This window comes from Streptomyces sp. P17 (assembly GCF_032436805.1).
Classification (GTDB): Bacteria; Actinomycetota; Actinomycetes; order Streptomycetales; family Streptomycetaceae; genus Streptomyces.
Window position 1 is genome coordinate 42,260 of the sequence record NZ_JAVRBF010000003.1, and the last position, 19,491, is coordinate 61,750.

The 19,491-nt window shown below is 71.0% G+C and carries 18 protein-coding genes and 4 pseudogenes; 10 read left to right on the top strand and 12 right to left on the bottom strand.

Annotated elements, in window-relative coordinates; genetic code table 11:
• Window positions 1–17: 17 nt before the first annotated feature.
• Genes RMT89_RS02365 through RMT89_RS02375 form a run of 3 tightly spaced genes read right to left on the bottom strand, consistent with a single transcriptional unit; the run spans window position 18 to window position 2,616 of the window.
• The gene (locus RMT89_RS02365) at window positions 18–1,220 is read right to left on the bottom strand and encodes a thiolase family protein (RefSeq protein ID WP_315882207.1); all 1,203 of its coding nucleotides are present in this window, start codon (window positions 1,218–1,220) and stop codon (window positions 18–20) included.
• Window positions 1,217–1,861 carry a CoA transferase subunit B gene (locus tag RMT89_RS02370; RefSeq protein ID WP_315882208.1) on the bottom strand — a complete coding sequence of 215 codons (645 nt, stop codon included), beginning with the start codon at window positions 1,859–1,861 and terminating at the stop codon, window positions 1,217–1,219. The genes RMT89_RS02365 and RMT89_RS02370 overlap by 4 nt, the downstream gene beginning before the upstream one ends.
• Entirely contained in the window at window positions 1,861–2,616 is a 756-nt protein-coding gene (locus RMT89_RS02375) for a CoA transferase subunit A (RefSeq protein ID WP_315882209.1), read from the bottom strand. The genes RMT89_RS02370 and RMT89_RS02375 overlap by 1 nt, the downstream gene beginning before the upstream one ends.
• 198 nt (window positions 2,617–2,814) lie before the next feature.
• On the opposite strand from RMT89_RS02375, the gene RMT89_RS02380 reads away from it, so the two are divergent.
• Window positions 2,815–3,279 carry a MarR family transcriptional regulator gene (locus tag RMT89_RS02380; RefSeq protein WP_315882210.1) on the top strand — a complete coding sequence of 155 codons (465 nt, stop codon included), beginning with the start codon at window positions 2,815–2,817 and terminating at the stop codon, window positions 3,277–3,279.
• A gap of 16 nt (window positions 3,280–3,295) precedes the next feature.
• Here RMT89_RS02380 and RMT89_RS02385 read toward each other — a convergent pair whose 3' ends face one another.
• Entirely contained in the window at window positions 3,296–4,279 is a 984-nt protein-coding gene (locus RMT89_RS02385) for a DUF3048 domain-containing protein (RefSeq protein WP_315882360.1), read from the bottom strand.
• Between the two features lie 172 nt (window positions 4,280–4,451).
• Between RMT89_RS02385 and RMT89_RS02390 the strand changes: the two genes are divergently transcribed.
• Entirely contained in the window at window positions 4,452–5,642 is a 1,191-nt protein-coding gene (locus tag RMT89_RS02390) for a zinc-dependent alcohol dehydrogenase (protein WP_315882211.1), read from the top strand.
• Window positions 5,643–5,678: 36 nt separating this feature from the next.
• On the opposite strand, the gene RMT89_RS02395 is transcribed toward RMT89_RS02390, so the two are convergent.
• Window positions 5,679–6,743: an ATP-dependent DNA ligase gene (locus RMT89_RS02395; RefSeq protein ID WP_315882212.1), complete on the bottom strand. Its 1,065-nt coding sequence runs from the start codon at window positions 6,741–6,743 to the stop codon at window positions 5,679–5,681.
• Window positions 6,744–6,817: 74 nt separating this feature from the next.
• On the opposite strand from RMT89_RS02395, the gene ligD reads away from it, so the two are divergent.
• Both ligD and RMT89_RS02405 read left to right on the top strand, forming a co-directional pair.
• Window positions 6,818–7,843, top strand: a complete 1,026-nt coding sequence (gene ligD / locus RMT89_RS02400) for a non-homologous end-joining DNA ligase (RefSeq protein WP_315882213.1) — start codon at window positions 6,818–6,820, stop codon at window positions 7,841–7,843.
• Window positions 7,844–8,233: 390 nt separating this feature from the next.
• Entirely contained in the window at window positions 8,234–9,238 is a 1,005-nt protein-coding gene (locus RMT89_RS02405) for a LacI family DNA-binding transcriptional regulator (RefSeq protein ID WP_315882214.1), read from the top strand.
• Window positions 9,239–9,351: 113 nt separating this feature from the next.
• Here the strand turns inward: RMT89_RS02405 and RMT89_RS02410 are convergent, their stop codons facing one another.
• Window positions 9,352–9,567, bottom strand: a complete 216-nt coding sequence (locus RMT89_RS02410; protein WP_315882215.1) for a hypothetical protein — start codon at window positions 9,565–9,567, stop codon at window positions 9,352–9,354.
• A gap of 312 nt (window positions 9,568–9,879) precedes the next feature.
• On the opposite strand from RMT89_RS02410, the pseudogene RMT89_RS02415 reads away from it, so the two are divergent.
• Both RMT89_RS02415 and RMT89_RS02420 read left to right on the top strand, forming a co-directional pair.
• A pseudogene (locus RMT89_RS02415) lies at window positions 9,880–10,011 on the top strand (VOC family protein); the annotation flags it as partial.
• A gap of 152 nt (window positions 10,012–10,163) precedes the next feature.
• The gene (locus tag RMT89_RS02420; protein ID WP_315882216.1) at window positions 10,164–10,409 is read left to right on the top strand and encodes a WhiB family transcriptional regulator; all 246 of its coding nucleotides are present in this window, start codon (window positions 10,164–10,166) and stop codon (window positions 10,407–10,409) included.
• Here the strand turns inward: RMT89_RS02420 and RMT89_RS02425 are convergent.
• From RMT89_RS02425 to RMT89_RS02445, 5 genes and pseudogenes are all read right to left on the bottom strand, one after another.
• Window positions 10,390–11,250: a hypothetical protein gene (locus tag RMT89_RS02425; RefSeq protein WP_315882217.1), complete on the bottom strand. Its 861-nt coding sequence runs from the start codon at window positions 11,248–11,250 to the stop codon at window positions 10,390–10,392. The two genes, RMT89_RS02420 and RMT89_RS02425, sit on opposite strands and share 20 nt — an antisense overlap.
• Window positions 11,251–11,305: 55 nt before the next feature.
• A complete protein-coding gene (locus RMT89_RS02430; protein WP_315882218.1) occupies window positions 11,306–12,283 on the bottom strand; it encodes an acyl-ACP desaturase in 978 nt (325 codons plus the stop codon).
• 217 nt (window positions 12,284–12,500) lie between these two features.
• Window positions 12,501–13,277, bottom strand: coding sequence for a dimethylargininase (gene ddaH / locus RMT89_RS02435; RefSeq protein ID WP_315882361.1), 777 nt, complete (start codon window positions 13,275–13,277; stop codon window positions 12,501–12,503).
• A gap of 91 nt (window positions 13,278–13,368) precedes the next feature.
• Window positions 13,369–14,750, bottom strand: a pseudogene (locus RMT89_RS02440) (excinuclease ABC subunit UvrA); the annotation flags it as partial.
• 30 nt (window positions 14,751–14,780) lie between these two features.
• Window positions 14,781–16,403 carry an ABC-F family ATP-binding cassette domain-containing protein gene (locus RMT89_RS02445; protein WP_315882219.1) on the bottom strand — a complete coding sequence of 541 codons (1,623 nt, stop codon included), beginning with the start codon at window positions 16,401–16,403 and terminating at the stop codon, window positions 14,781–14,783.
• Window positions 16,404–16,761: 358 nt separating this feature from the next.
• Between RMT89_RS02445 and RMT89_RS45835 the strand changes: the two are divergent.
• Window positions 16,762–16,863 (top strand): annotated as a pseudogene (locus RMT89_RS45835) (GNAT family N-acetyltransferase); the annotation flags it as partial.
• A gap of 181 nt (window positions 16,864–17,044) precedes the next feature.
• A pseudogene (locus tag RMT89_RS02450) lies at window positions 17,045–17,356 on the top strand (isocitrate lyase/phosphoenolpyruvate mutase family protein); the annotation flags it as partial.
• On the opposite strand, the gene RMT89_RS02455 reads toward RMT89_RS02450, so the two are convergent.
• Window positions 17,356–17,772, bottom strand: coding sequence for an SsgA family sporulation/cell division regulator (locus RMT89_RS02455; RefSeq protein ID WP_315882220.1), 417 nt, complete (start codon window positions 17,770–17,772; stop codon window positions 17,356–17,358). The pseudogene RMT89_RS02450 and the gene RMT89_RS02455 overlap by 1 nt on opposite strands.
• Window positions 17,773–17,997: 225 nt before the next feature.
• On the opposite strand from RMT89_RS02455, the gene RMT89_RS02460 reads away from it, so the two are divergent.
• Window positions 17,998–19,089: a WD40/YVTN/BNR-like repeat-containing protein gene (locus RMT89_RS02460; RefSeq protein WP_399497472.1), complete on the top strand. Its 1,092-nt coding sequence runs from the start codon at window positions 17,998–18,000 to the stop codon at window positions 19,087–19,089.
• A gap of 49 nt (window positions 19,090–19,138) precedes the next feature.
• Window positions 19,139–19,468 (top strand): plasmid stabilization protein, encoded by a 330-nt coding sequence (locus RMT89_RS02465; RefSeq protein ID WP_315882221.1) that lies wholly within the window; start codon window positions 19,139–19,141, stop codon window positions 19,466–19,468.
• The last annotated feature ends 23 nt before the right edge of the window (window positions 19,469–19,491 follow it).

Below are 19,491 nucleotides of genomic sequence, written 5' to 3' on the forward strand. Positions count from 1 at the left end.
ACGTTCCTCGGGGGTTCTCAGCGTTCGAGGACGAGGGCGAGGCCCTGGCCGACGCCGATGCAGAGGGTGGCGACGCCGACTCCGCCGCCCTTGCGGGCGAGTTGATGGGCGACGGTGCCGGCGAGGCGGGCGCCGGAGGCGCCGAGGGGGTGGCCGAGGGCGATGGCTCCGCCTTGCGGGTTGAGGACCGCCGGGTCGAACTCGGGCCATTCGGCGAGGCAGCCGAGGACCTGGGCGGCGAAGGCCTCGTTGAGTTCGAGGACGTCCAGGTCGGCGAAGGTCCGGTGGGCCTTGGCGAGGGCCCGGTTGACCGCTTCGACCGGGGCGAGCCCGAAGTAGTGCGGGTCGAGGGCGTGGACGCCGGTGGCGGAGACCCGGGCGAGGGGCTCGCGTCCGGTGGCCTTCAGGCCCTCCTCGTCGACCAGCAGCAGGGCTGCGGCACCGTCGTTGAGCGGTGAGGCGTTGCCCGCGGTGACGGTGCCGTGCTCGGCACGGAAGGACGGCTTCAGCTTGGCCATCGCGGCCGGGGAGGCGTCGGGGCGTACACATTCGTCGGCGGCGAAGACGACCGGGTCGCCCTTGCGCTGCGGGATCGACACGGGTGCGAGCTCGGCGTCGAAGAGGCCCTCGGCCTGCGCCTTGGCCGCCTTCCGGTGGGAGGCCAGGGCGTACTCGTCCTGCTGGTCCCGGCTGATCTTGTGCTTGTCGGCGATCAGTTCGGCGGACTCGCCGAGCGGGATCGTCCACTGCGGTTCCATGGCCGGGTTGACCATGCGCCAGCCGAGGGTGGTGGAGTACAGCTCGGTGTGGGTGGCCGGGAAGGGCCTGTCGTTCTTCGGCAGCACATAGGGCGCCCGGGTCATGGACTCCACACCGCCTGCCACGGCGATGGAGGCGTCCCCGGCGGCGATGGCGCGGGCCGCCTGGATGACCGCCTCCAGGCCGGAGGCGCACAGGCGGTTGACGGTCACCCCGGGCACCGAGGTGGGCAGGCCCGCGAGGAGGGCGGCCATACGGCCGACGTTGCGGTTCTCCTCGCCGGCGCCGTTGGCGTTGCCGAAGTAGACGTCCTCGATGCGGGCGGGGTCCAGTCCCGGCGTACGGCTGATCAGTTCACGGATGGCGTGGGCGGCCAGGTCGTCGGGGCGGACGCCTGCCAGGCCGCCGTTGTAACGGCCGATGGGGGTACGCACCGCATCGACGATGTAAACCGGGTTCACAGCAGATCCTCCGCAACGGTCAGTTTCGCGTCGGTCTTCGCGATGATCTCGTCCACGCTCACTCCGGGCGCGGTCTCGACAAGCAGCAGTCCGTCCGGTGTCACATCGATCACCCCGAGATCGCTGATGACTCGGTTCACACACGCCTTGCCCGTGAGCGGCAGCGCGCACTCTTTGAGGATCTTGGGCGAGCCGTCCTTCGCGGTGTGGGTCATCACCACGATCACGGTCCGGGCGCCGTGCACCAGGTCCATCGCCCCGCCGATCCCGGTGATCATCTTCCCCGGGATGGCCCAGTTCGCCAGATCCCCGCCCGCGGACACCTGCATCGCGCCCAGCACCGCGACGTCGATATGCCCTCCCCGGATCATCGAGAAGGACAGCGCCGAGTCGAAGAAGGAGGCGCCCGGCAGCACGGTGACGGTCTCCTTCCCGGCGTTGATCAGATCCGGATCCACCTGCTCGTCGGTCGGGTAGGGGCCGGTGCCCAGGACGCCGTTCTCCGACTCCAGGACCACCTCGACCCCCGCCGGCAGATAGTTCGGGATCAGCGTCGGCAGACCGATGCCCAGATTGACGTACTGACCGTCCCGCAGCTCACGCGCCGCCCGCGCGGCCATCTCTTCCCGCGTCCACGCCATCAGCTGCTCACCGTCCGCTGCTCGATCTTCTTGTCCGCCGCCTGCCCGGGCGTCAGCGCGATCACCCGCTGCACGAAGATCCCCGGCAGATGCACCGCGTCCGGATCGATCTCACCGGGCTCGACGAGTTCCTCCACCTCGGCGATCGTCACCCGCCCGGCCATCGCGGCCAGCGGATTGAAGTTCCGGGAGGACTTGTTGAAGACCAGGTTCCCGTGCCGGTCCCCACGCCACGCCCGGACCAGCGCGAAGTCGGTACGGATCCCGTGCTCCAGGACGTACTCGGTGCCGTCGAACTCGCGGACCTCCTTCGGGGGCGAGACAAGAGAGACGCCGCCCTGTCCGTCGTAGCGCCAGGGCAGTCCGCCCTCCGCGACCTGCGTGCCCACGCCGGCGGGGGTGTAGAAGGCGGGGATGCCGGCCCCGCCGGCCCGCAGCCGCTCGGCCAGCGTGCCCTGCGGGATCATCTCCACCTCCAGCTCACCGGCCAGATACTGCCGCGCGAACTCCTTGTTCGCTCCGATGTAGGAGCCCGTGACCCGCGCGATCCGCCCGGCGGCGAGCAGGACCGCGAGACCGGACTCCATCGCGCCGCAGTTGTTGGACACGACCGACAGACCGGACACACCACGCTCGTACAGCGCCCCGATCAGCACGTTCGGCACACCGCTCAGTCCGAAACCGCCCACCGCCAACGACGCGCCGTCCGGCACATCAGCCACCGCCGCAACGGCCGTGGCGACCACCTTGTCCATCCGTCCAGCCCCATCCCGTCCGAGCGCCCGGCCTGAAATTAGTCAGGGCACTGAGTATTTCAGCGAGGTGGCCTTCACGCTGCCACCGGAGAGCTGAAGCGTCAAGGCCTCGGTAAAAGAGCAGGTCGCCGGTGCAGACGGTGTTCACCGATGCCGGTATCGTTCAGTGCACCAACGAATTCGACGACGGGAGCGCATATGGCCGCGGTGGATCTGACCACCCACCCCGGGCACCTGGCCCGGCGGTTGCAGCAGGCCCACTACCTGCTGTGGAACACGATGGTCTCGGAGGAGATCACCTCACCGCAGTTCGCCGTGCTGAACGCGCTCGTCGCCGAGCCCGGTCTTGACCAGCGGACGGTGGGGGAGCGGGTGGGGCTCGACCGGTCCACCATCGCGGAGGTCATCAGCCGGCTCGGCCGGCGCGGGCTGCTGGACAAGGTCCGTGACCCGTCGGACGGCCGGCGCTTCCTGCTGCGGCTGACGGACGACGGCGTGCGCACCCACCGCAAGCTCACCGTGCGCACGGCCCGGATGAACCAGGTCTTCCTCGCCCCGCTCTCCGCCGAGGAACAGACGGTCTTCTTCGATCTCATCCGGCGTGTCGCGGACGCGGCCGAGGGGCTCCGCAACCCCGCGGAACCCCTCGTCGCACAAGGCTGACCGAGCCGTTCGGCCCTCAGGCCGCCTTCGCGAAGACCACCCACACCTGGCCCTCGGCGAAGTTCACCGGGCTGCCGTCCGAGGTCGTGAACTCGGTGCCGTCGGTGTCCTGCGCGCGCTTCCAGTCGACGTCGTAGGCCCGTCCGTCGCGCAGCACCTTCGCCTTCCCCGAGCCCACCGTCTCGGTGTACGGCGTGTAGTTGCCGTTGGAGTCGTGGTAGTCGGACTTGCGGATGTTGACGTACTGCACGACCACCGTCGCGGGGGCCAGTCGCTTGCCGTCCGTCTGTACGGTCGGCGCGCCGTCCTGCGAGACCAGCCAGCGGTTCCGGCTCTCGGACCAGGAGAAGGTGAAGCTCGCGGCCGGGTACCGGACGGTCTCCGAGGTGTCCGCCGTACCGCCGGAGGGTGCCGCGCCGTACCGGAAGCCGGTGGTCAGCGCGTCGGCGCCGGGGGCCTGCGGCATCAGGCGGGCGGGGCGCAGATAGAGGTTGTGCGGGGCGGGCTTGTCGGCGCCGCGGTAGTAGGCGTCGGCGGTCTCGCCCGGCGGCTGCGCGTTGAGCGGGGCCTGGTCGATCAGGGGCAGCAGCTTGCGCTGGGCTCCGGAGAAGGCGAGGGTCGGCTCGTCGAACTGGCGCAGCAGTTCCAGGTCGGACTCGCGGGCGCTGCGCACGGGTCCGACGACCTTGGGCAGCTTCGTCGCGTACACCGCCATCAGACGGCTCAGGCCGCCCTCGACCTGCTCGACGTAGACGATGTCCGCGGAGTCGAGGCCCGTCTGAGGCTTCGCCTGGCGGACGTTGTCGATCTTCACCGCGAGGACCGAGTCCGTGGCCGTGGGGGTCGGGTCGGGGCTCTGGTCCTGTCCCCGCTCGGGTGCGCGCCCGTCGTCGCGCCCGTCGCCCGGCGTGCTGCACCCCGCTGCCAGGGAGATCGTCATCGCCGTGGCCAGCAGTACCGCGGTCGTCGCGGCGCGTCTCGTACGCGCCCTGCGTCCCATGCCCACCGGTGCCACCCCGTTCTCTGTCATGATTGTGCGCTTATAAGTTCATTGCTGGCCATACCCGCTTGAATCTGATTGCTCGCGGGCACTACACCGATCGGCGCACGCACGGTTCACGGAAGCGGCCCCGGGTACCCGGGGCGCGGATCTGACGGAGGGAGCCGGTGGCGTGAAGGCTGTGACGTGGCAGGGCAAGCGGGACGTCCGTGTGGAGAACGTGCCCGATCCGACCATCCAGGAGCCCACGGACGCGGTCGTCCGCATCACCTCCAGCGGGCTGTGCGGCTCCGACCTGCATCTGTACGAGGTGCTCACCCCGTTCATGACGCCGGGGGACATCCTCGGACACGAACCCATGGGCATCGTCGAGGAGGTCGGCGCGGGCGTCATGGACCTGCGGGCCGGCGACCGGGTCGTGGTGCCGTTCCAGATCGCCTGCGGCGACTGCTGGATGTGCCTGAACGGGCTGCCCACCCAGTGCGAGACCACCCAGTGCACCGGCGAGGGCATGGGCGCCGCCCTCTTCGGCTACACCCGGTTGTACGGCGCGGTGCCGGGCGGCCAGGCCGAGTATCTGCGGGTCCCGCAGGCGCAGTACGGCCCGATCAAGGTGCCCGAGGGCCCGCCCGACGACCGCTTCGTCTACCTCTCCGACGTGCTGCCCACCGCCTGGCAGGCGGTCGCCTATGCCGGAGTCCCCGAGGGCGGCAGTGTCGCGGTGCTCGGACTCGGGCCCATCGGCGACATGGCCTGCCGGATCGCCCGGGCGCGCGGCGCCGGGAGCGTGTTCGGCGTGGACCTGGTCACCGAGCGGCTGCGCCGGGCGCGGGAGAGGGGCGTGGAGACGTTCGACCTGAGGGATTTCGACAGCGAGAAGGAACTGATCACCGCGATCCGCGACCGCACCGACGGCCGCGGACCCGACGCCGTGATCGACGCGGTCGGCACCGAGGCCCACGGCAGCGCCGCCGCCCGCCTCGCCCAGCAGGCCACAGGGCTGCTCCCGCGGGCCCTGAGCGGCCGGCTCGCCGAACGCTTCAGCATCGACCGCCTCGCCGCCCTCCACACCGCCATCGACCTGGTCCGCCGCGGCGGCACGCTGTCGCTGGTGGGCGTGTACGGCGGTACGGCCGACCCGCTTCCGCTGCTGACGATGTTCGACAAGCAGATCCAGATCCGCATGGGCCAGGCCAACGTCCGCCGCTGGGCCGACGAGATCATGCCGTATCTGACGGACGAGGACCCGCTCGGCGTGGACGACTTCGCCACCCACCGCGTCCCGCTCACCGAGGCGCCGCACGCGTACGAGATGTTCCAGCGCAAGCAGGACGGCGCGGTCAAGGTGCTGATGCGGCCCTGAGCCTGATCAGCGGCTTCCTGATCGGCCGCTTCCTGATCAGCCGCCGAGGATCTCGTCCAGGTCGTACCGGACCGGCTCCTCCAGCTGGGCGTACGTGCAGCTCTCCGGGGTCCGGTCCGGGCGCCAGCGGCGGAACCGGGCGGTGTGCCGGAAGCGCGCCCCGTTCTCCATGTGGTCGTAGGCCACCTCGCACACCCGCTCCGGTCTGAGCGGCACCCAGGACAGGTCCTTCTTGCCCGACCAGCGGCTCGGCGCCCCCGGCAGCCGGGCCGTCTCGTGCGCCGCCTCCTCGGCCCAGGCCGCCCAGGGATGTCCCGTGACCTCGTCCATCCGCAGCGGCTCCAGCTCCTCGACCAGCTCCGCGCGCACCTTCATGGAGAAGGCGGCCGACACCCCGACATGCTGGAGGGCGCCCCGGTCGTCGTACAGCCCGAGCAGCAGCGAGCCGACGACGGGCCCGCTCTTGTGCAGCCGGTAACCGGCCACGACCACGTCCGCCGTACGCTCGTGCTTGATCTTGAACATGGCCCGCTCGTCCTGGCGATACCGGGAGGCGAGCGGCTTGGCGATCACCCCGTCGAGACCGGCGCCTTCGTACTGCTCGAACCACTGCTCGGCGACCTCGACATCGGTCGTCGCGGGCGCCACATGCACGGGCGGTGTCGCCCCGGCCAGCGCCCTGGTCAGCAACTCCCGGCGGTCGCTCAGCTCCACGTCCAGCAGCGACTCGTCGGCCAGGGCGAGCAGATCGAAGACGACGAAGGAGGCCGGGGTCCGCTCGGCGAGCGTCCGCACCCGGGAGGCCGCCGGATGGATCCGCTCGGTGAGCGCGTCGAAGTCCAGCCGCCCCTCCCGGGCGATCACGATCTCCCCGTCCAGCACGCACCGCTCGGGCACCCGCTCCCTGAGCGCCTCCACCAGCTCGGGAAAGTACCTGGTCAACGGCTTGGTGGTACGACTGCCCAGCTCGACCTCGTCCCCGTCCCGGAACACGATCGCCCGAAACCCGTCCCACTTCGCCTCGTACTGCATGCCCGCCGGAATCTTCGCCACCGACTTGGCGAGCATCGGTTTCACGGGTGGCATCACCGGGAGGTCCATGGTCCGATTCTGCTCGCGTATGTACGGCTCCGCCCGGTATGCGGGCTACAGAAGGTGCGCCTACCGTGTCTCGCATGGGTGAAGCGGTGGAGCTGGAGGCGGGCGGACGCACGGTACGGCTGTCCAGTCCGGACAAGGTCTTCTTCCCGGAGCGCGGTTTCACCAAGCTGGATCTCGCCCGGTACTACCAGGCCGTCGGCCCCGGCATCCTGCGCGCCCTGCGCAACCGGCCCACCACCCTGGAGCGCTATCCGGACGGGGTGACCGGTGAGAACTTCTTCCAGAAGCGGGCGCCGAAGAACATGCCCGACTGGATCCCGACCGCCCACATCACCTTCCCCAGCGGCCGCAGCGCCGACGAGATGTGCCCGACCGAGGAGGCGGCCGTGCTGTGGGCCGCCCAGTTCGGCACGCTCACCTTCCACCCCTGGCCGGTGCGCCGCGACGACGTCGACAGCCCCGACGAACTCCGTATCGACCTTGACCCGCAGCCCGGCACCGACTACGACGACGCGGCCCGCGCAGCCCACGAACTCAGAGTCGTCCTGGACGAGTTCGGCGGCCTGAAGGGCTTTCCCAAGACCTCCGGCGGACGCGGACTGCATGTCTTCGTGCCGATCGAACCGCGCTGGACCTTCACCCAGGTCCGCCGCGCCGCGATCGCCGTCGGGCGGGAGATGGAGCGCCGGATGCCGGACCGGGTGACCATCAAGTGGTGGAAGGAGGAGCGGGGCGAGCGCATCTTCATCGACTACAACCAGACCGCCCGTGACCGCACCATCGCCTCCGCCTACTCCGTACGTCCGCGTCCGCACGCCCCGGTCTCGGCGCCCCTGCGCTGGGAGGAGGTCGGCGAGGCGCACCCCAAGGACTTCGACCTCGCGACCATGCCCGCGCGCTTCGCCGAACTCGGCGATGTGCACGCGGACATGGACGACCACCGCTTCTCGCTGGAGGCGCTGCTGGAACTGGCGCGCCGCGACGAACACGACCACGGGCTCGGCGATCTGCCGTACCCGCCCGAGTACCCCAAGATGCCGGGGGAGCCCAAGCGGGTACAACCGAGCAGGGCCCGCAAAGAGGGACCTGCAACTCCTTGATCCGGATGTCCCGGTACGACACCACGTCCGTCGTGCCGTGCACCTGGAGTCCCAGGCAGCCGGAGGCGAACCGGCGGCCGTCCGTGCCCGGGGCGTCCGAGTGGGGCGGGTCTCCTCCGGGTGGTCATGGACCCAGCGCACTCCGGGCCCAACTTCGAGGCCACCGTGGGTGATCGGGTCGAGTTCGTGATGATCACCCCCGACACGGGGACGGTGGGGCTGTTCTGGGCGTACGGGGCGAGGCGGTCAGGCCTCATGGGCCTTTCTCGTTGTCATGCGGCGATCTTCGTCGACCGGTGCGCGGGGCGCAAGGCTGTTTCACGGGTGCGGCGAGAGCGCTCTCACCTGCGCCGGACGCCGGGGCTATCCTGGGCCGATGAGGAGCCCGAAATGACCGCGCCGCGCCCCACACTGGAGGCCGTGGCCGCACGGGCAGGGGTCTCCCGGGCCACCGTGTCCCGGGTGGTCAACGGCGGGGACGGGGTGCGGGAACCCCTCGTCGAGCGGGTGCGGCGGGCGGTCGAGGAACTCGGGTACGTGCCCAACCAGGCGGCCCGCAGTCTGGTGACCCGGCGGCATCACGCGGTGGCCGTCGTCGTGGCCGAGCCGGAGAGCCGGGTCTTCGCCGACCCCTTCTTCGCGCTGCAACTGAGGGGCATCAGCAAGGAGTTGACGGCCCACGACAACCAGCTCGTCCTGCTGCTCACCGAGGGCCGTGACGACCATGCCCGGGTCGCCCGCTACCTCGCCGGCGGACATGTCGACGGCGCCCTGGTCTTCTCCCTGCACCTTGACGACCCGCTGCCCGGACTGATCCAACAGGCCCGGATCCCGACGGTGTTCGGGGGGCGGCCCGGATGGAACGGTGATCGCAGCGGCGTCGTGTACGTCGACAGCGACAACCGGGGTGGGGCGCGGGAGGCCGTACGGCATCTCGTGGGGCTCGGCCGGAGCCGGGTCGTGCACATCACCGGTGCGCTTGACCAGACTTCGGCGGTGGACCGGCTGGACGGGTACCGGGATGTCATGGGGGACGCCGATCCGCGGTGGGTCGCCGAGGGGGACTTCACGCCGGGTGGGGGTGAGCGGGCGATGCGTGAACTCCTCGACATGTGCCCGGACTTGGACGCCGTGTTCGCCGCGAACGACCTGACCGCGTCAGGGGCGCTCCGGGTGCTGCGGGAGCGTGGGCGGCGGGTGCCCGAGGAGGTTGCCGTGATCGGGTTCGACGACATGCTGCCGGTGGCGGAGCAGACGGATCCGCCGTTGACGACGGTTCGTCAGGACATCGAGGAGATGGGGCGGTTGATGGCCCGCCTCCTGCTGCGGGGCGTGGAGGGGGAGCCGGGGAGTGTGGTGCTGCCGACCACCCTGGTGCGGCGGGGCTCGGCCTAGAAGTGTCCTGAAGATCTTGCTTGGGCCGCCCCGATCGCCCAGGTTCGCCCGCAAAAGTCGATCGGGGCAATCCGGTGCAAGTCGGGCGGGTTTTCAAGATTCTCAGTGGTCTCCTAGCCGGGGTCGCGGAGGGTCTCCAGGGCCTTCTCCAGCAGCTCCGCGCGGTCCTCGGGGTCCGGGTAGAGGTCGTCGTCGCAGGGCAGCGTAGGCCACTCGTTCCGGCCGAGGCGCTCCAGGAGCCGTGTCAGGTCCGCGCGGATCTCCTCGGTGGCGCCGCTGTCCCGGAGACCGCAGATGAAGTCGGCGACTTCGACGAACGCGGGCTCCACATCGGGCCGTTCGAGTTCGGAGGTCAGACGCGCGAAGGCGCCGGCCTCGTTCCGGAAGAGCGCCCCTTCCGCGCTCCCCCCCCGCCCCGCGCTCCCCCCCGCCCCGCGGCTCCCCCCCGCCCCGCGGCTCCCCCCGCCCCGCGGCTCCCCCCGCCCCGCGGCGCCCCCCGCCCCGCGGCCCCGCGGGCCCCCGGGGGGGGGAGGGGGGGTGGGTCGACGGGCTAACGAAAAACCGTCGCGCCGGACCCAGACCCGGACGCGCGCACGCGTGCGTCCAGCGCGTCGGCCTTACGGGCCAGTGCCGCCGACGCCGCGAGGGTGTTGGCCTCCAAGGTCCGGATGCCCGCCACCGACGTGGCGGGCGTCGGCCGTATGGCCAAGCTGGCGGACCCCTACGGTGCCCGTTTCGCGGTGATCAAGAGCGCCGCCCCGCAGGAGGGCTGAGACCGCCGAGAGAACCCGTCGGCCGTACCGCGCGCCGCCGTGCGTCCGCGCGTCCGGCGGGGCCATCATCGTGCGGTCACTCCAGGGGGCTTCCGCGCCGCGTTGATCCGGCGTTGATCGAACGTTTTTCGTCGCCGGGCACGCTTCGGGCCATGTTCATCGACACAGTCACCATGCCCGACCTCGCCTGGCAGCAGGAGGCGTTGTGCGCGCAGACCGGGGCGGACTTCTTCTTCCCCGAGCCGGGCAGCTCCGTACGGGAGGCGAAGCGGATCTGCGGCCTGTGCCCGATCCGCTCCGCCTGCCTGGAGTACGCCCTCGACAACGACGAGCGCTTCGGCGTCTGGGGCGGGCTGTCGGAGAAGGAACGCCTGGCGCTCAGGCGTACGTCACACTGAACCGCCAAATCCCGGCCGGCACCCGCACGTCCCGGCCCGTGGCCGGCCGCTCCCGCCCGTCCGCGGACACCGACCGCACCTCACCGAACGCGCACGGACAGACGAACCGCACCCCCTCCGGCGCCTCGGTGATCTCCACCGTCACCGTCCGCTCCGCCGGGTCGTGCCCGAGCCGGTACCCGAAGGGCGAGCCGAAGAGGGTGGGCGCCGCGTCCACACCGACCGGTGCGCCGCCGGGCACCCAGTGCGGCCGTACCCCTGGCGCGATGTACAGGTGCCGGTCGCGGTCCTCGTCGGCCTCGAAGAAGAGGATGTCGCGGATCAGCAGCGGATACTCGGCCGCCGCCCAGCCGTGCGGGATGTCCCCCATGTACCAGCGGGGGAAAGGCACTTCGCGGAAGTCGGAGGCCACCGGGTACGCGTGCTGCTCGTTCCAGGCGCCCAGCGCCGCCGAACGCCCGGCCACGAAGGGGGACCCCGCCCCGACCGTCCAGCCGAGCAGCGCGTCCATCCGCTCCGGATTCCCGGCGAGCAGGTAGGCGTGCGCCAACTGCAGGGTCAGATACGGCCCGTACGCGTACCAGGCCGCGTCGTGCCGGAAGCCGCCGGTGACGAAGTGCGCGTACATCGTGCGTCGGTCGTCGTTCTCCAGGATCCAGAGCGCGACGGAGGCCGGCAGCAGCCGGGACCACGTCCACGCGCGCTGGAGCCGCCGTATGGATGCCTCGGGGGCCTCGGGGCCGGGCAGGCCGGTGCGGGCCCGGACCCGGGCGGCGGTGTCCTTGTCCACCAGGCCGAGCAGGAACCCGAGGGCCTGCTGCGACCTGCTGTTGTCACGCATGACCTGCATGATGCCGCAGGCCCGCGATCTTCCCCAGGGAAATACCGGGAGGGTGTCAGCCCGCGGCGCGCGCCGCCATGCGGGCCTTGCGCGCGGCCAGCTTCTCGTCGAACTTCAGGGCCTCGGCGTCCAGGCCGCCCATGAACAGCCCGAGTTCCTCCTGGGCCTTGAGGCCCTCGGGGCCGAGGCCGTCGATCTCCAGGACCCTCAGGTGGCGCAGCACCGGCTGGAGCACGTCGTCGTGGTGGATCCGCATGTTGTAGACCTCGCCGATCGCCATCTGCGCGGCGAACCGCTCGAAGCCGGGCATGCCGTGGCCGGGCATCCGGAAGTTCACGACGACGTCCCGGACCGCCTGCATGGTCAGGTCGGGGGCGAGCTCGAAGGCGGCCTTCAGCAGGTTGCGGTAGAAGACCATGTGCAGGTTCTCGTCGGTCGCGATGCGCGCGAGCATGCGGTCGCAGACCGGGTCGCCGGACTGGTGGCCGGTGTTGCGGTGCGAGATGCGGGTCGCGAGTTCCTGGAAGGCGACGTAGGCGACCGAGTGCAGCATCGAGTGCCGGTTGTCCGACTCGAAGCCCTCGCTCATGTGGGCCATGCGGAAGGCTTCGAGCTTGTCCGGGTCCACCGCGCGCGAGGCGAGGAGGTAGTCGCGCATCACGATGCCGTGGCGGCCCTCCTCGGCGGTCCAGCGGTGCACCCAGGTGCCCCAGGCGCCGTCGCGGCCGAAGAGCGAGGCGATCTCGTGGTGGTAGCTGGGAAGGTTGTCCTCGGTCAGCAGGTTCACGACGAGCGCGATCCGACCGATCTCGGTGACCTTGGACTGCTCCTTGTCCCAGGCCTCGCCGTCCTCGAAGAAGCCGGGGAAGTTACGGCCGTCGGACCACGGCACGTACTCGTGCGGCATCCAGTCCTTGGCGACCTTCAGATGGCGGTTCAGCTCCGTCTCGACCACTTCCTCAAGCGCGTAGAGCAGCCGGGCGTCGGTCCAGGCGGAGGACGGGCTGCCGAGGTGCGGGGAAGTGATCGTCACGGGAACTCCAGGGGGACGTAACACGAGCGGAAGCGGACCGGCGGAGCGGTCAGTGGAACCTACGGAATCGTAGGCTACGAATCCGTAGGTTACGAAGCCGTAGGTTAAGAGTGGTGTAAAGACTGCTGATCAGGACCGGGTTCCCCCAGTACTTGAGGGCATGCCGAACGGCCCCGGGAATGCAGGTCCCGGGGCTGAGGGGGTTGCGGTCACCCGGTCAGGCATACAGCTCGCGCATCCGCACCGAGAGACATGTCACACATCCTTCGAGCTTCTCGAACTCGCTGATGTCCACCACAACCGGGTCATGGCCGAGGTCGGCGAGCAGTTCCGCCGTCTTCGGCGCGCTCGCGGAGATCAGCAGCTTGTGGCCGCCGAGCAGCACCACATGGCCGCCGGCCTCCTCGGGCACCGACAGGAAGCGCGGGAAGAGCGCCGGACGGTCGACCTTCGGGATGTGTCCGATCACCGTGCCGTCGGGCAGCGCCGTGACCGCGGACTTCAGATGAAGCACCTTGCTCACCGGTACGGCGACCACCCGTGCCCCGAGCGGCTCGAAGGCGGCCCGCACCTGCTGGACCCCGGCCGCGTTGGTGCGCCCGCCGCGGCCGACGTAGATCGTGTCACCGACCTTCAGCACGTCGCCGCCGTCCAGGGTGCCGGGCTCCCAGATCCAGTTCACCGAGCAGCCGAGGGAGGCGACGGCCTCCTCGACGCCGATGGTCTCGGCGCGCCGGGCCCGGGCGCCGGGCCGGGTGATCAGCGCGACGTTCTTGTACATGACGACCGTGTCCTCGACGAACACCGAGTCCGGGCAGTCGTCGGCCGGATCCACCTCGACCGTCTCCCAGCCGTGGGTGCGCAGGGCCTCGACGTACGCCTCCCACTGCTCCGTCGCACGGTCGACGTCGACCTTCTCCCGCTCGATGTGTGTCACCAGTCCCTCGGCGAGGCGCGGGCTGGGGCGGCGGACGAGGGCCTTCTTGCTGGGCACGAGCTTCTCCGAATCGGCGGCAGTTCCGGCGCCCGTCATCCGGCGCCGGTTGGCCATCATGCAGGCCGGGTCCGCCCCGGCAAAACCCTCGTCACCAGGCTGTGGCCCTCCTGAGATGCTCCGCGGTGAAGGAGTCCGGGACGTCGAGGAGCTGCCGCGGGGTACCGGTGAAGATCACCTCCCCGCCGTCGCGTCCGCCGTCCGGACCGAGGTCGACGATCCAGTCGGCGTGCGTCACGACGTCGAGGTGGTGCTCGGCGACCACGACCGTGTTGCCCGTGTCGACGAGCCGGTCCAGCAGGGCGAGCAGCGCGTCGACGTCGGACAGGTGCGGCCAGGTCGTCGGCTCGTCGAGGATGTACAGGGCCCCGGTGAGGTGCAGCCGGGTCGCCAGCTTGATCCTCCCCCAGTGCCTCAAGGGGCTGGGAGGTGCCCCCAGCGTTCGCCCCCGGAGAGCGTGGACGGCGGCCGGCCGAGGGTGAGGTAGGTGAGGCCCACGTCGTGGAGGGCGATCAGGCGGCGCCGTACGCCCGTGTCGGTGAAGAAGTCGAGCGCCTGCCCGCCGTCATCTCCAGGACGTCCGCGATGGAGCGGCCCCCGACGGTCAGCCGCGGCACCTCGTCCTTGAAGCGCCGTCCCTCGCAGTCGTGGCAGGTCGTGGTCACCGGGTCCATGAACGCGAGACCGGTGCAGATGATCCCGCGGCCCTCGCAGGTCGCGCACGCGCCGGCGGAGTTGAAGCTGAACAGCCCCGCCTCCGCGCCCGTCTCCCGGGCGAAGATCTTCCGGACGCTGTCCATGATCCCCGGATAGGTCGCCGGGGCCGACCGCGCCGAGATCCCGATGGAGGACTGGTCCACCGCCACCGCGTCCGGGTGCGCGACGGTCAACTCCGCGACCAGCGTGCTCTTTCCCCGACCCGGCCACCCCGTCACCACGCTCAGCACCCCGGCCGGGAACCGCACGGTCACGTCCCGCAGATTGTGCCGGTCGGCGCCCTTCACCCACAGCCCGCCGTCCGCCTCCCGCACGGTCTCCTTGCACGGCGGTACAACGCCCCAGACACCGCCCGGTCAGCGTCCCGGAGGCGGCAAGACCGTCCGGCGTGCCCTCGAACACCACCCGCCCGCCGTCGGCTCCGGCCCGGGGACCCATGTCGACCACATGGTCCGCGAGGGCGACGACGTCCCGGTCGTGTTCGACGACGAGCACGGTGTTGCCCTTGTCACGCAGCCGCAGCAGCAGATCCCCGAGCCGCCCGACGTCCCGCGGGTGCGGTCCGACGCTGGGCTCGTCGAAGATGTACGTCATCCCCGTCAGGCTGGAGCCGAGGTGCCGCACGGTCTTCAGGCGCTGCCCCTCGCCGCCGGAGAGCGTGGCGGTCTCCCGGTCCAGGCTGAGATAGCCGAGCCCGATCGCGTCGATGCGCTCCAGCGCCGCCACCGCGGCCCCGGCGATCGGCCGGCCACCGGGATGGTGATGAACTCGCTCATGCCCTCGAAGCTAGGCGGAATACCCGACAGCCTCTGGCGTGATTTCTTTCAGTTCTCCGTCGAGCAGCAGCCAGCGGGTGATCCCGATGGACTCCAGGAACGGCAGGTCGTGGCTGGCCACGATCAGTGCTCCCTCGTACGACTCCAGGGCCGTGGTGAGCTGTCGTACGCTCGCCATGTCGAGGTTGTTCGTCGGCTCGTCCAGCATCAGCAGCTGCGGCGCGGGCTCGGCCAGCATCAGCGCGGCCAGCGCCGCCCGGAAGCGTTCGCCGCCGGACAGGGTCGCCGCCTTCTGGTCGGCGCGGGCGCCCCGGAACAGGAAGCGGGCGAGCCGTGCCCGGATGCGGTTGTTGGTGGATTCCGGCGCGAACCGGGCCACGTTCTCGGCGACGGTCCGCTCGTCGTCCAGCACATCGAGCCGCTGCGGCAGGAACCGCATCGGCACATGTGTCCGCGCCTCGCCTGACACCGGCTGCAACTCCCCGGCGATCGTGCGCAGCAGCGTGGTCTTGCCCGCGCCGTTGCGTCCGATCAGCGCGATCCGCTCAGGACCGCGCAGATCGAGCCCACCGGCCACGCGCGTGCCGTAGACCGGCTCCAGATCCAGGAGGGTGAGGACCTCACGGCCCGGTGGCACGGCCGTGTGCGGCAGATCGACGCGGATCACATCGTCGTCCCGTACGGCCTCCACCGCCTCGTCGAGTCGCTCCCTGGCCTCGGCGAGCTTCTCCTCGTGCATGATCCGGTGCTTGCCCGCGGACTCCTGCGCCGCCCGCTTGCGCGCCCCCATGACGATCTTCGGCTCGCGCTTCTGGTCCCACATCTTCTGGCCGTACCGCTTACGGCGGCCCAACTTGACCTGGGCATCGGTCAGTTCGCGCTTCTGCCTCTTCAGATCGGCCTCGGCGACCCGCACCATGCGCTCGGCCGCCTCCTGCTCGACGGCGAGCGCCTCCTCGTACGCCGAGTAGTTGCCGCTGTACCAGGTGATCTCCCCGGAGCGCAGATCGGCGATCTGGTCGACGAGGTCGAGGAGTTCACGGTCGTGGCTGACCACGATCAGGACGCCCGGCCAGGAGGAGACCGCCTGGTACAGCCGGCGGCGCGCGTACAGGTCGAGGTTGTTGGTCGGCTCGTCCAGGAGCAGCACGTCCGGCCTGCGCAGCAGCAGTGCGGCGAGCCGCAGCAGCACCGACTCGCCGCCCGACACCTCGCCGAGGGTACGGTCCAACTCGATGTGTCCGAGGCCGAGTTCACCGAGGGTGGCGAGGGCTCGCTCCGCCACGTCCCAGTCGTCGCCGACCGTCTCGAAGTGCTGCTCGGACACGTCACCGGCCTCGATGGCGTGCAGGGCGGCCCGCTGTGCGGCGATGCCGAGCGCCTCGTCGACGCGCAGCGCGGTGTCGAGCGTGACGTTCTGCGGAAGCCGGCCGACCTCGCCGGTGACGCGGACGGCACCGTCGGCCGGGGTGAGCTCACCGGCGATGAGCTTCAACAGGGTTGACTTTCCGGACCCGTTCACACCGACAAGACCGGTACGGCCGGGGCCGAAGGCGGTGTCGAGGCCCTCGAAGACGGGGGTGCCGTCGGGCCAGGTGAAGGAAAGGGCCGTACAGGTGACGGAACTTGACATGCGGGCCTCCGCGGTTGCTCGAAGCGATCAAGGGCAAACGCGTATCGAGACACCTGCGACCCACGGGGAGGCCTCGGCCGGGCATGCGAAAGGCCCTGTTCCGGAGGACGGCTCGAACACCGAGGTCGCACACGGCAGCCACACCTCAGGGGTGTGACGGCGGGTGTCTCAGGACCTCAGACGAGCAACGTCCTTCTCCAATCGACGGCAACAGGACCGCTGTACACCGTAGGAGGGGCCCGGGAGGGTGTCAACGGAATTAGGAGAGCGGCGCGCGAGCAGACGTCTGCTGACGGAGGCGTCCACGGCCCCGGGCACCTGGCTCAAGGTCTTCCTGCCGCGCGGGTTCTCGTCCTGAGCCCCGGACGGCGCGTTCGCCGCCCGTGGTCAGGTCGCCGTGCCCGGCCCTGGGCGGACCGCCGTCGTCGACCAGGTCGAGACGGCTGCGGCCCACCGCCGTGGGCCGGCGCATCCACGGGCCCACTGACCAGCCTGGTCCGTGACGTTCCGTCACAGTCGCCGAGCATGTGAGGGCGGGACGCGCACGGGTGCCCCTTCCGGGGGCCGTACGTGCATGTCGGATTCCTGCCAGCTCCTGTCCGGGCGAGCTGGTTGAGTCGACCGCATGACGAAGGACACTGCGGGGCGCCGCCTTCCTCGCCGCGGGCGCCGACGGGATCTTCGTCCCCGGGGCCGTCGACCCGGGAACCGTGAAGCTGCGCGTCGACGGGATCGACGCGCCGCTGAATGTGATGGCGGGCCCGGGCGCGCCGACCGTCGCCGAACTGGCCGTACTCGGTGTGGCACGCGTCAGCGTCGGCTCGGGCATCGCCCAGGCCGTCCACGCCCTCGTCCGGCGCGCCGCGCGGGAGCTGCTCGGCGCGGGGACGTACGGGACGCTGACGGACGGGCTCGACTACGGCGAGCTCAACTCCCTGCTGGGCAGTGCGCGTCAGCAGGCGTCCCGCATCAGCTCGGCCAGGTCGTGGTCCAGGTCGAGCTGGAGGTGTTCCAGGCCGGCCGGCACCAGCTCGCCGGTGGCGTCCAGGAAGCGGCGGATCTCGCTGCTGCGGACATGGACGACGGCCGTGCCCTCGGGGGCGTGGAACTCCAGGACTGTGCGGTCGTAGCCGTAGGGCCGGACGCGGACGTCGCCATGGCCGACGCTCTCCTGCTGACCGGCCGTCAGGAGTTCGCGGCTGAAGGTCCAGCAGACCTCCACGCCCTCCAGGGTGGCCGGGGCCGGGAAGGTCATGCGGACGGCGAACGGGTCGCGCCGGTCGTAGTGCAGCGTGGCGGGAATGCTCGGCATCCGCGGCGCGGCGGCGACGAGACGGGCCTCTACGGGCTGCTCGATGACGTAGGACAACGCCTTGCTCCCTTGCGACGGCTGGACGTGGCTCCGGGCGGATGAGGCCGGGCACTGTAAGAGACGACGGAATCCACGAATCCGTGCACACCAAGGTCGAGTGACCTCGGTCACCGCCTTTCATGCACAGGAGTGACGCGGTTCTTCTCCCGGTCCCGTAGCGGCCATGTGGGGCTGCCGAGGCGGTCTGGACGGCGCGAGGGGGGTGGGCTAGCTTCGCCCGCCATGAGGGCCTTGGGGAACACGCGACGGTGGGGACGCACGTTTCGCACGACGGCCACGGGGGTGGTGTGCGCGGCGGCGCTGGCCGCGCTGACGGCCGTACCCGCGCAGGCGCACGAGCCATCGCACTGGGAGCTGAAGGACACCGGCAGCCCGACGGTACGGTTCCGCGGGCTCGCGGCCGTCGACCGGGACACCGCCTGGCTCGCCGGGAGCTCCGGCACGGTCCTGCGGACGACGGACGGCGGAGCGAGTTGGCACAACGTCTCGCCGCCGGGCGCCGGGGAGCTCCAGTTCCGGGACGTCGAGGCGTTCGACGCGCGCCGGGCCCTCGTGCTCGCCATCGGCGAGGGCGAGGCGTCCCGGGTGTACCGCACCGAGGACGGCGGAGCGACCTGGACCGAGGCCTTCCGCAACACCGACCCGCGCGCCTTCTACAACTGCATGGCCTTCTTCGACCGCCGCCACGGCCTCGCGATGAGCGACCCGGTGGACGGGAAGTTCCGCATCCTGTCGACCGCCGACGGCGGCCGCTCCTGGACGGTTCTGCCCAGCGACGGGATGCCCGCCGCCCTGGAGGGCGAGGCTGGGTTCGCGGCCAGTGGCCAGTGCCTGGTGACGGCCGGGCCGAAGGACGTCTGGCTGGCCACCGGCGGCGCCGCACGCGCGCGCGTGCTGCACTCCGCCGACCGCGGACGGACCTGGACGGCAGCCGACACCCCGATCCCGGCCGGCGACCCGGCCCGGGGCGTCTTCGCCCTCGCCTTCCGCGACCGTGCCCACGGCCTCGCGGTCGGCGGCGACTACCGCCCCGACCAGACCTCCCCGAGCGCCGCCGCCCGCACCACCGACGGCGGCGCGGGCTGGCGGCCCGCCACCACCCCGGTGCCCGCCTACCGCTCCGGCGTCGCCTGGCTCCCGCACAGCCGCTCCGCCGCCCTCGCGGTCGGCCCGACCGGCACCGACCTGACGACCGACGGCGGCCGCACCTGGCGGACCGTCGACACCGGTTCGTACGACACCGTCGACTGCACCGCCGACCGGGCCTGCTGGGCGGCGGGCGAGAAGGGGCGCGTGGCACGCCTGGAAAGGTGATCCCGGAATGTGGGTACTCGGCCGCTGACCGTGAGAGGAGTGAGCGCACATGCCACGCGGTTCGAGCCCCAAGCGGGAGCGACAGTACGAGCACATCAAGAAGAGCGCGCAGGAGCGCGGCGAGAGCACCGAGCGGGCCAAGGAGATCGCCTCGCGCACGGTGAACAAGGAACGCGCCCGCTCCGGCGAGTCCAAGACGGCCAGCCGCACCTCGACCCAGGACATGTCGTCCGGCAAGCGGGGCGGCCAGCGGTCCGGCAAGGGCTCCCAGGGCCCTACCTACGACCAGCTCTACGAGGAGGCCAAGCGCCGTAACATCCAGGGCCGTTCGGACATGAACAAGAGCCAGCTCAAGCGCGCCCTGGGTGGGAAGAGCTGACACCGGGGCCCGTACGCTCGTCC

Bases quoted from the DNA above. Each gene is read 5' to 3' on its own strand.
- RMT89_RS02370 (WP_315882208.1), bottom strand. From the start codon at position 1,861: ATGGCGTGGACGCGGGAAGAGATGGCCGCGCGGGCGGCGCGTGAGCTG.
- RMT89_RS02375 (WP_315882209.1), bottom strand. From the start codon at position 2,616: ATGGACAAGGTGGTCGCCACGGCCGTTGCGGCGGTGGCTGATGTGCCG.
- RMT89_RS02380 (WP_315882210.1), top strand. From the start codon at position 2,815: ATGGCCGCGGTGGATCTGACCACCCACCCCGGGCACCTGGCCCGGCGG.
- RMT89_RS02385 (WP_315882360.1), bottom strand. From the start codon at position 4,279: ATGGGACGCAGGGCGCGTACGAGACGCGCCGCGACGACCGCGGTACTG.
- RMT89_RS02395 (WP_315882212.1), bottom strand. From the start codon at position 6,743: ATGGACCTCCCGGTGATGCCACCCGTGAAACCGATGCTCGCCAAGTCG.
- ligD (WP_315882213.1), top strand. From the start codon at position 6,818: ATGGGTGAAGCGGTGGAGCTGGAGGCGGGCGGACGCACGGTACGGCTG.
- RMT89_RS02405 (WP_315882214.1), top strand. From the start codon at position 8,234: ATGACCGCGCCGCGCCCCACACTGGAGGCCGTGGCCGCACGGGCAGGG.
- RMT89_RS02420 (WP_315882216.1), top strand. From the start codon at position 10,164: ATGTTCATCGACACAGTCACCATGCCCGACCTCGCCTGGCAGCAGGAG.
- RMT89_RS02425 (WP_315882217.1), bottom strand. From the start codon at position 11,250: ATGCGTGACAACAGCAGGTCGCAGCAGGCCCTCGGGTTCCTGCTCGGC.
- RMT89_RS02445 (WP_315882219.1), bottom strand. From the start codon at position 16,403: ATGTCAAGTTCCGTCACCTGTACGGCCCTTTCCTTCACCTGGCCCGAC.
- RMT89_RS02460 (WP_399497472.1), top strand. From the start codon at position 17,998: ATGAGGGCCTTGGGGAACACGCGACGGTGGGGACGCACGTTTCGCACG.
- RMT89_RS02465 (WP_315882221.1), top strand. From the start codon at position 19,139: ATGCCACGCGGTTCGAGCCCCAAGCGGGAGCGACAGTACGAGCACATC.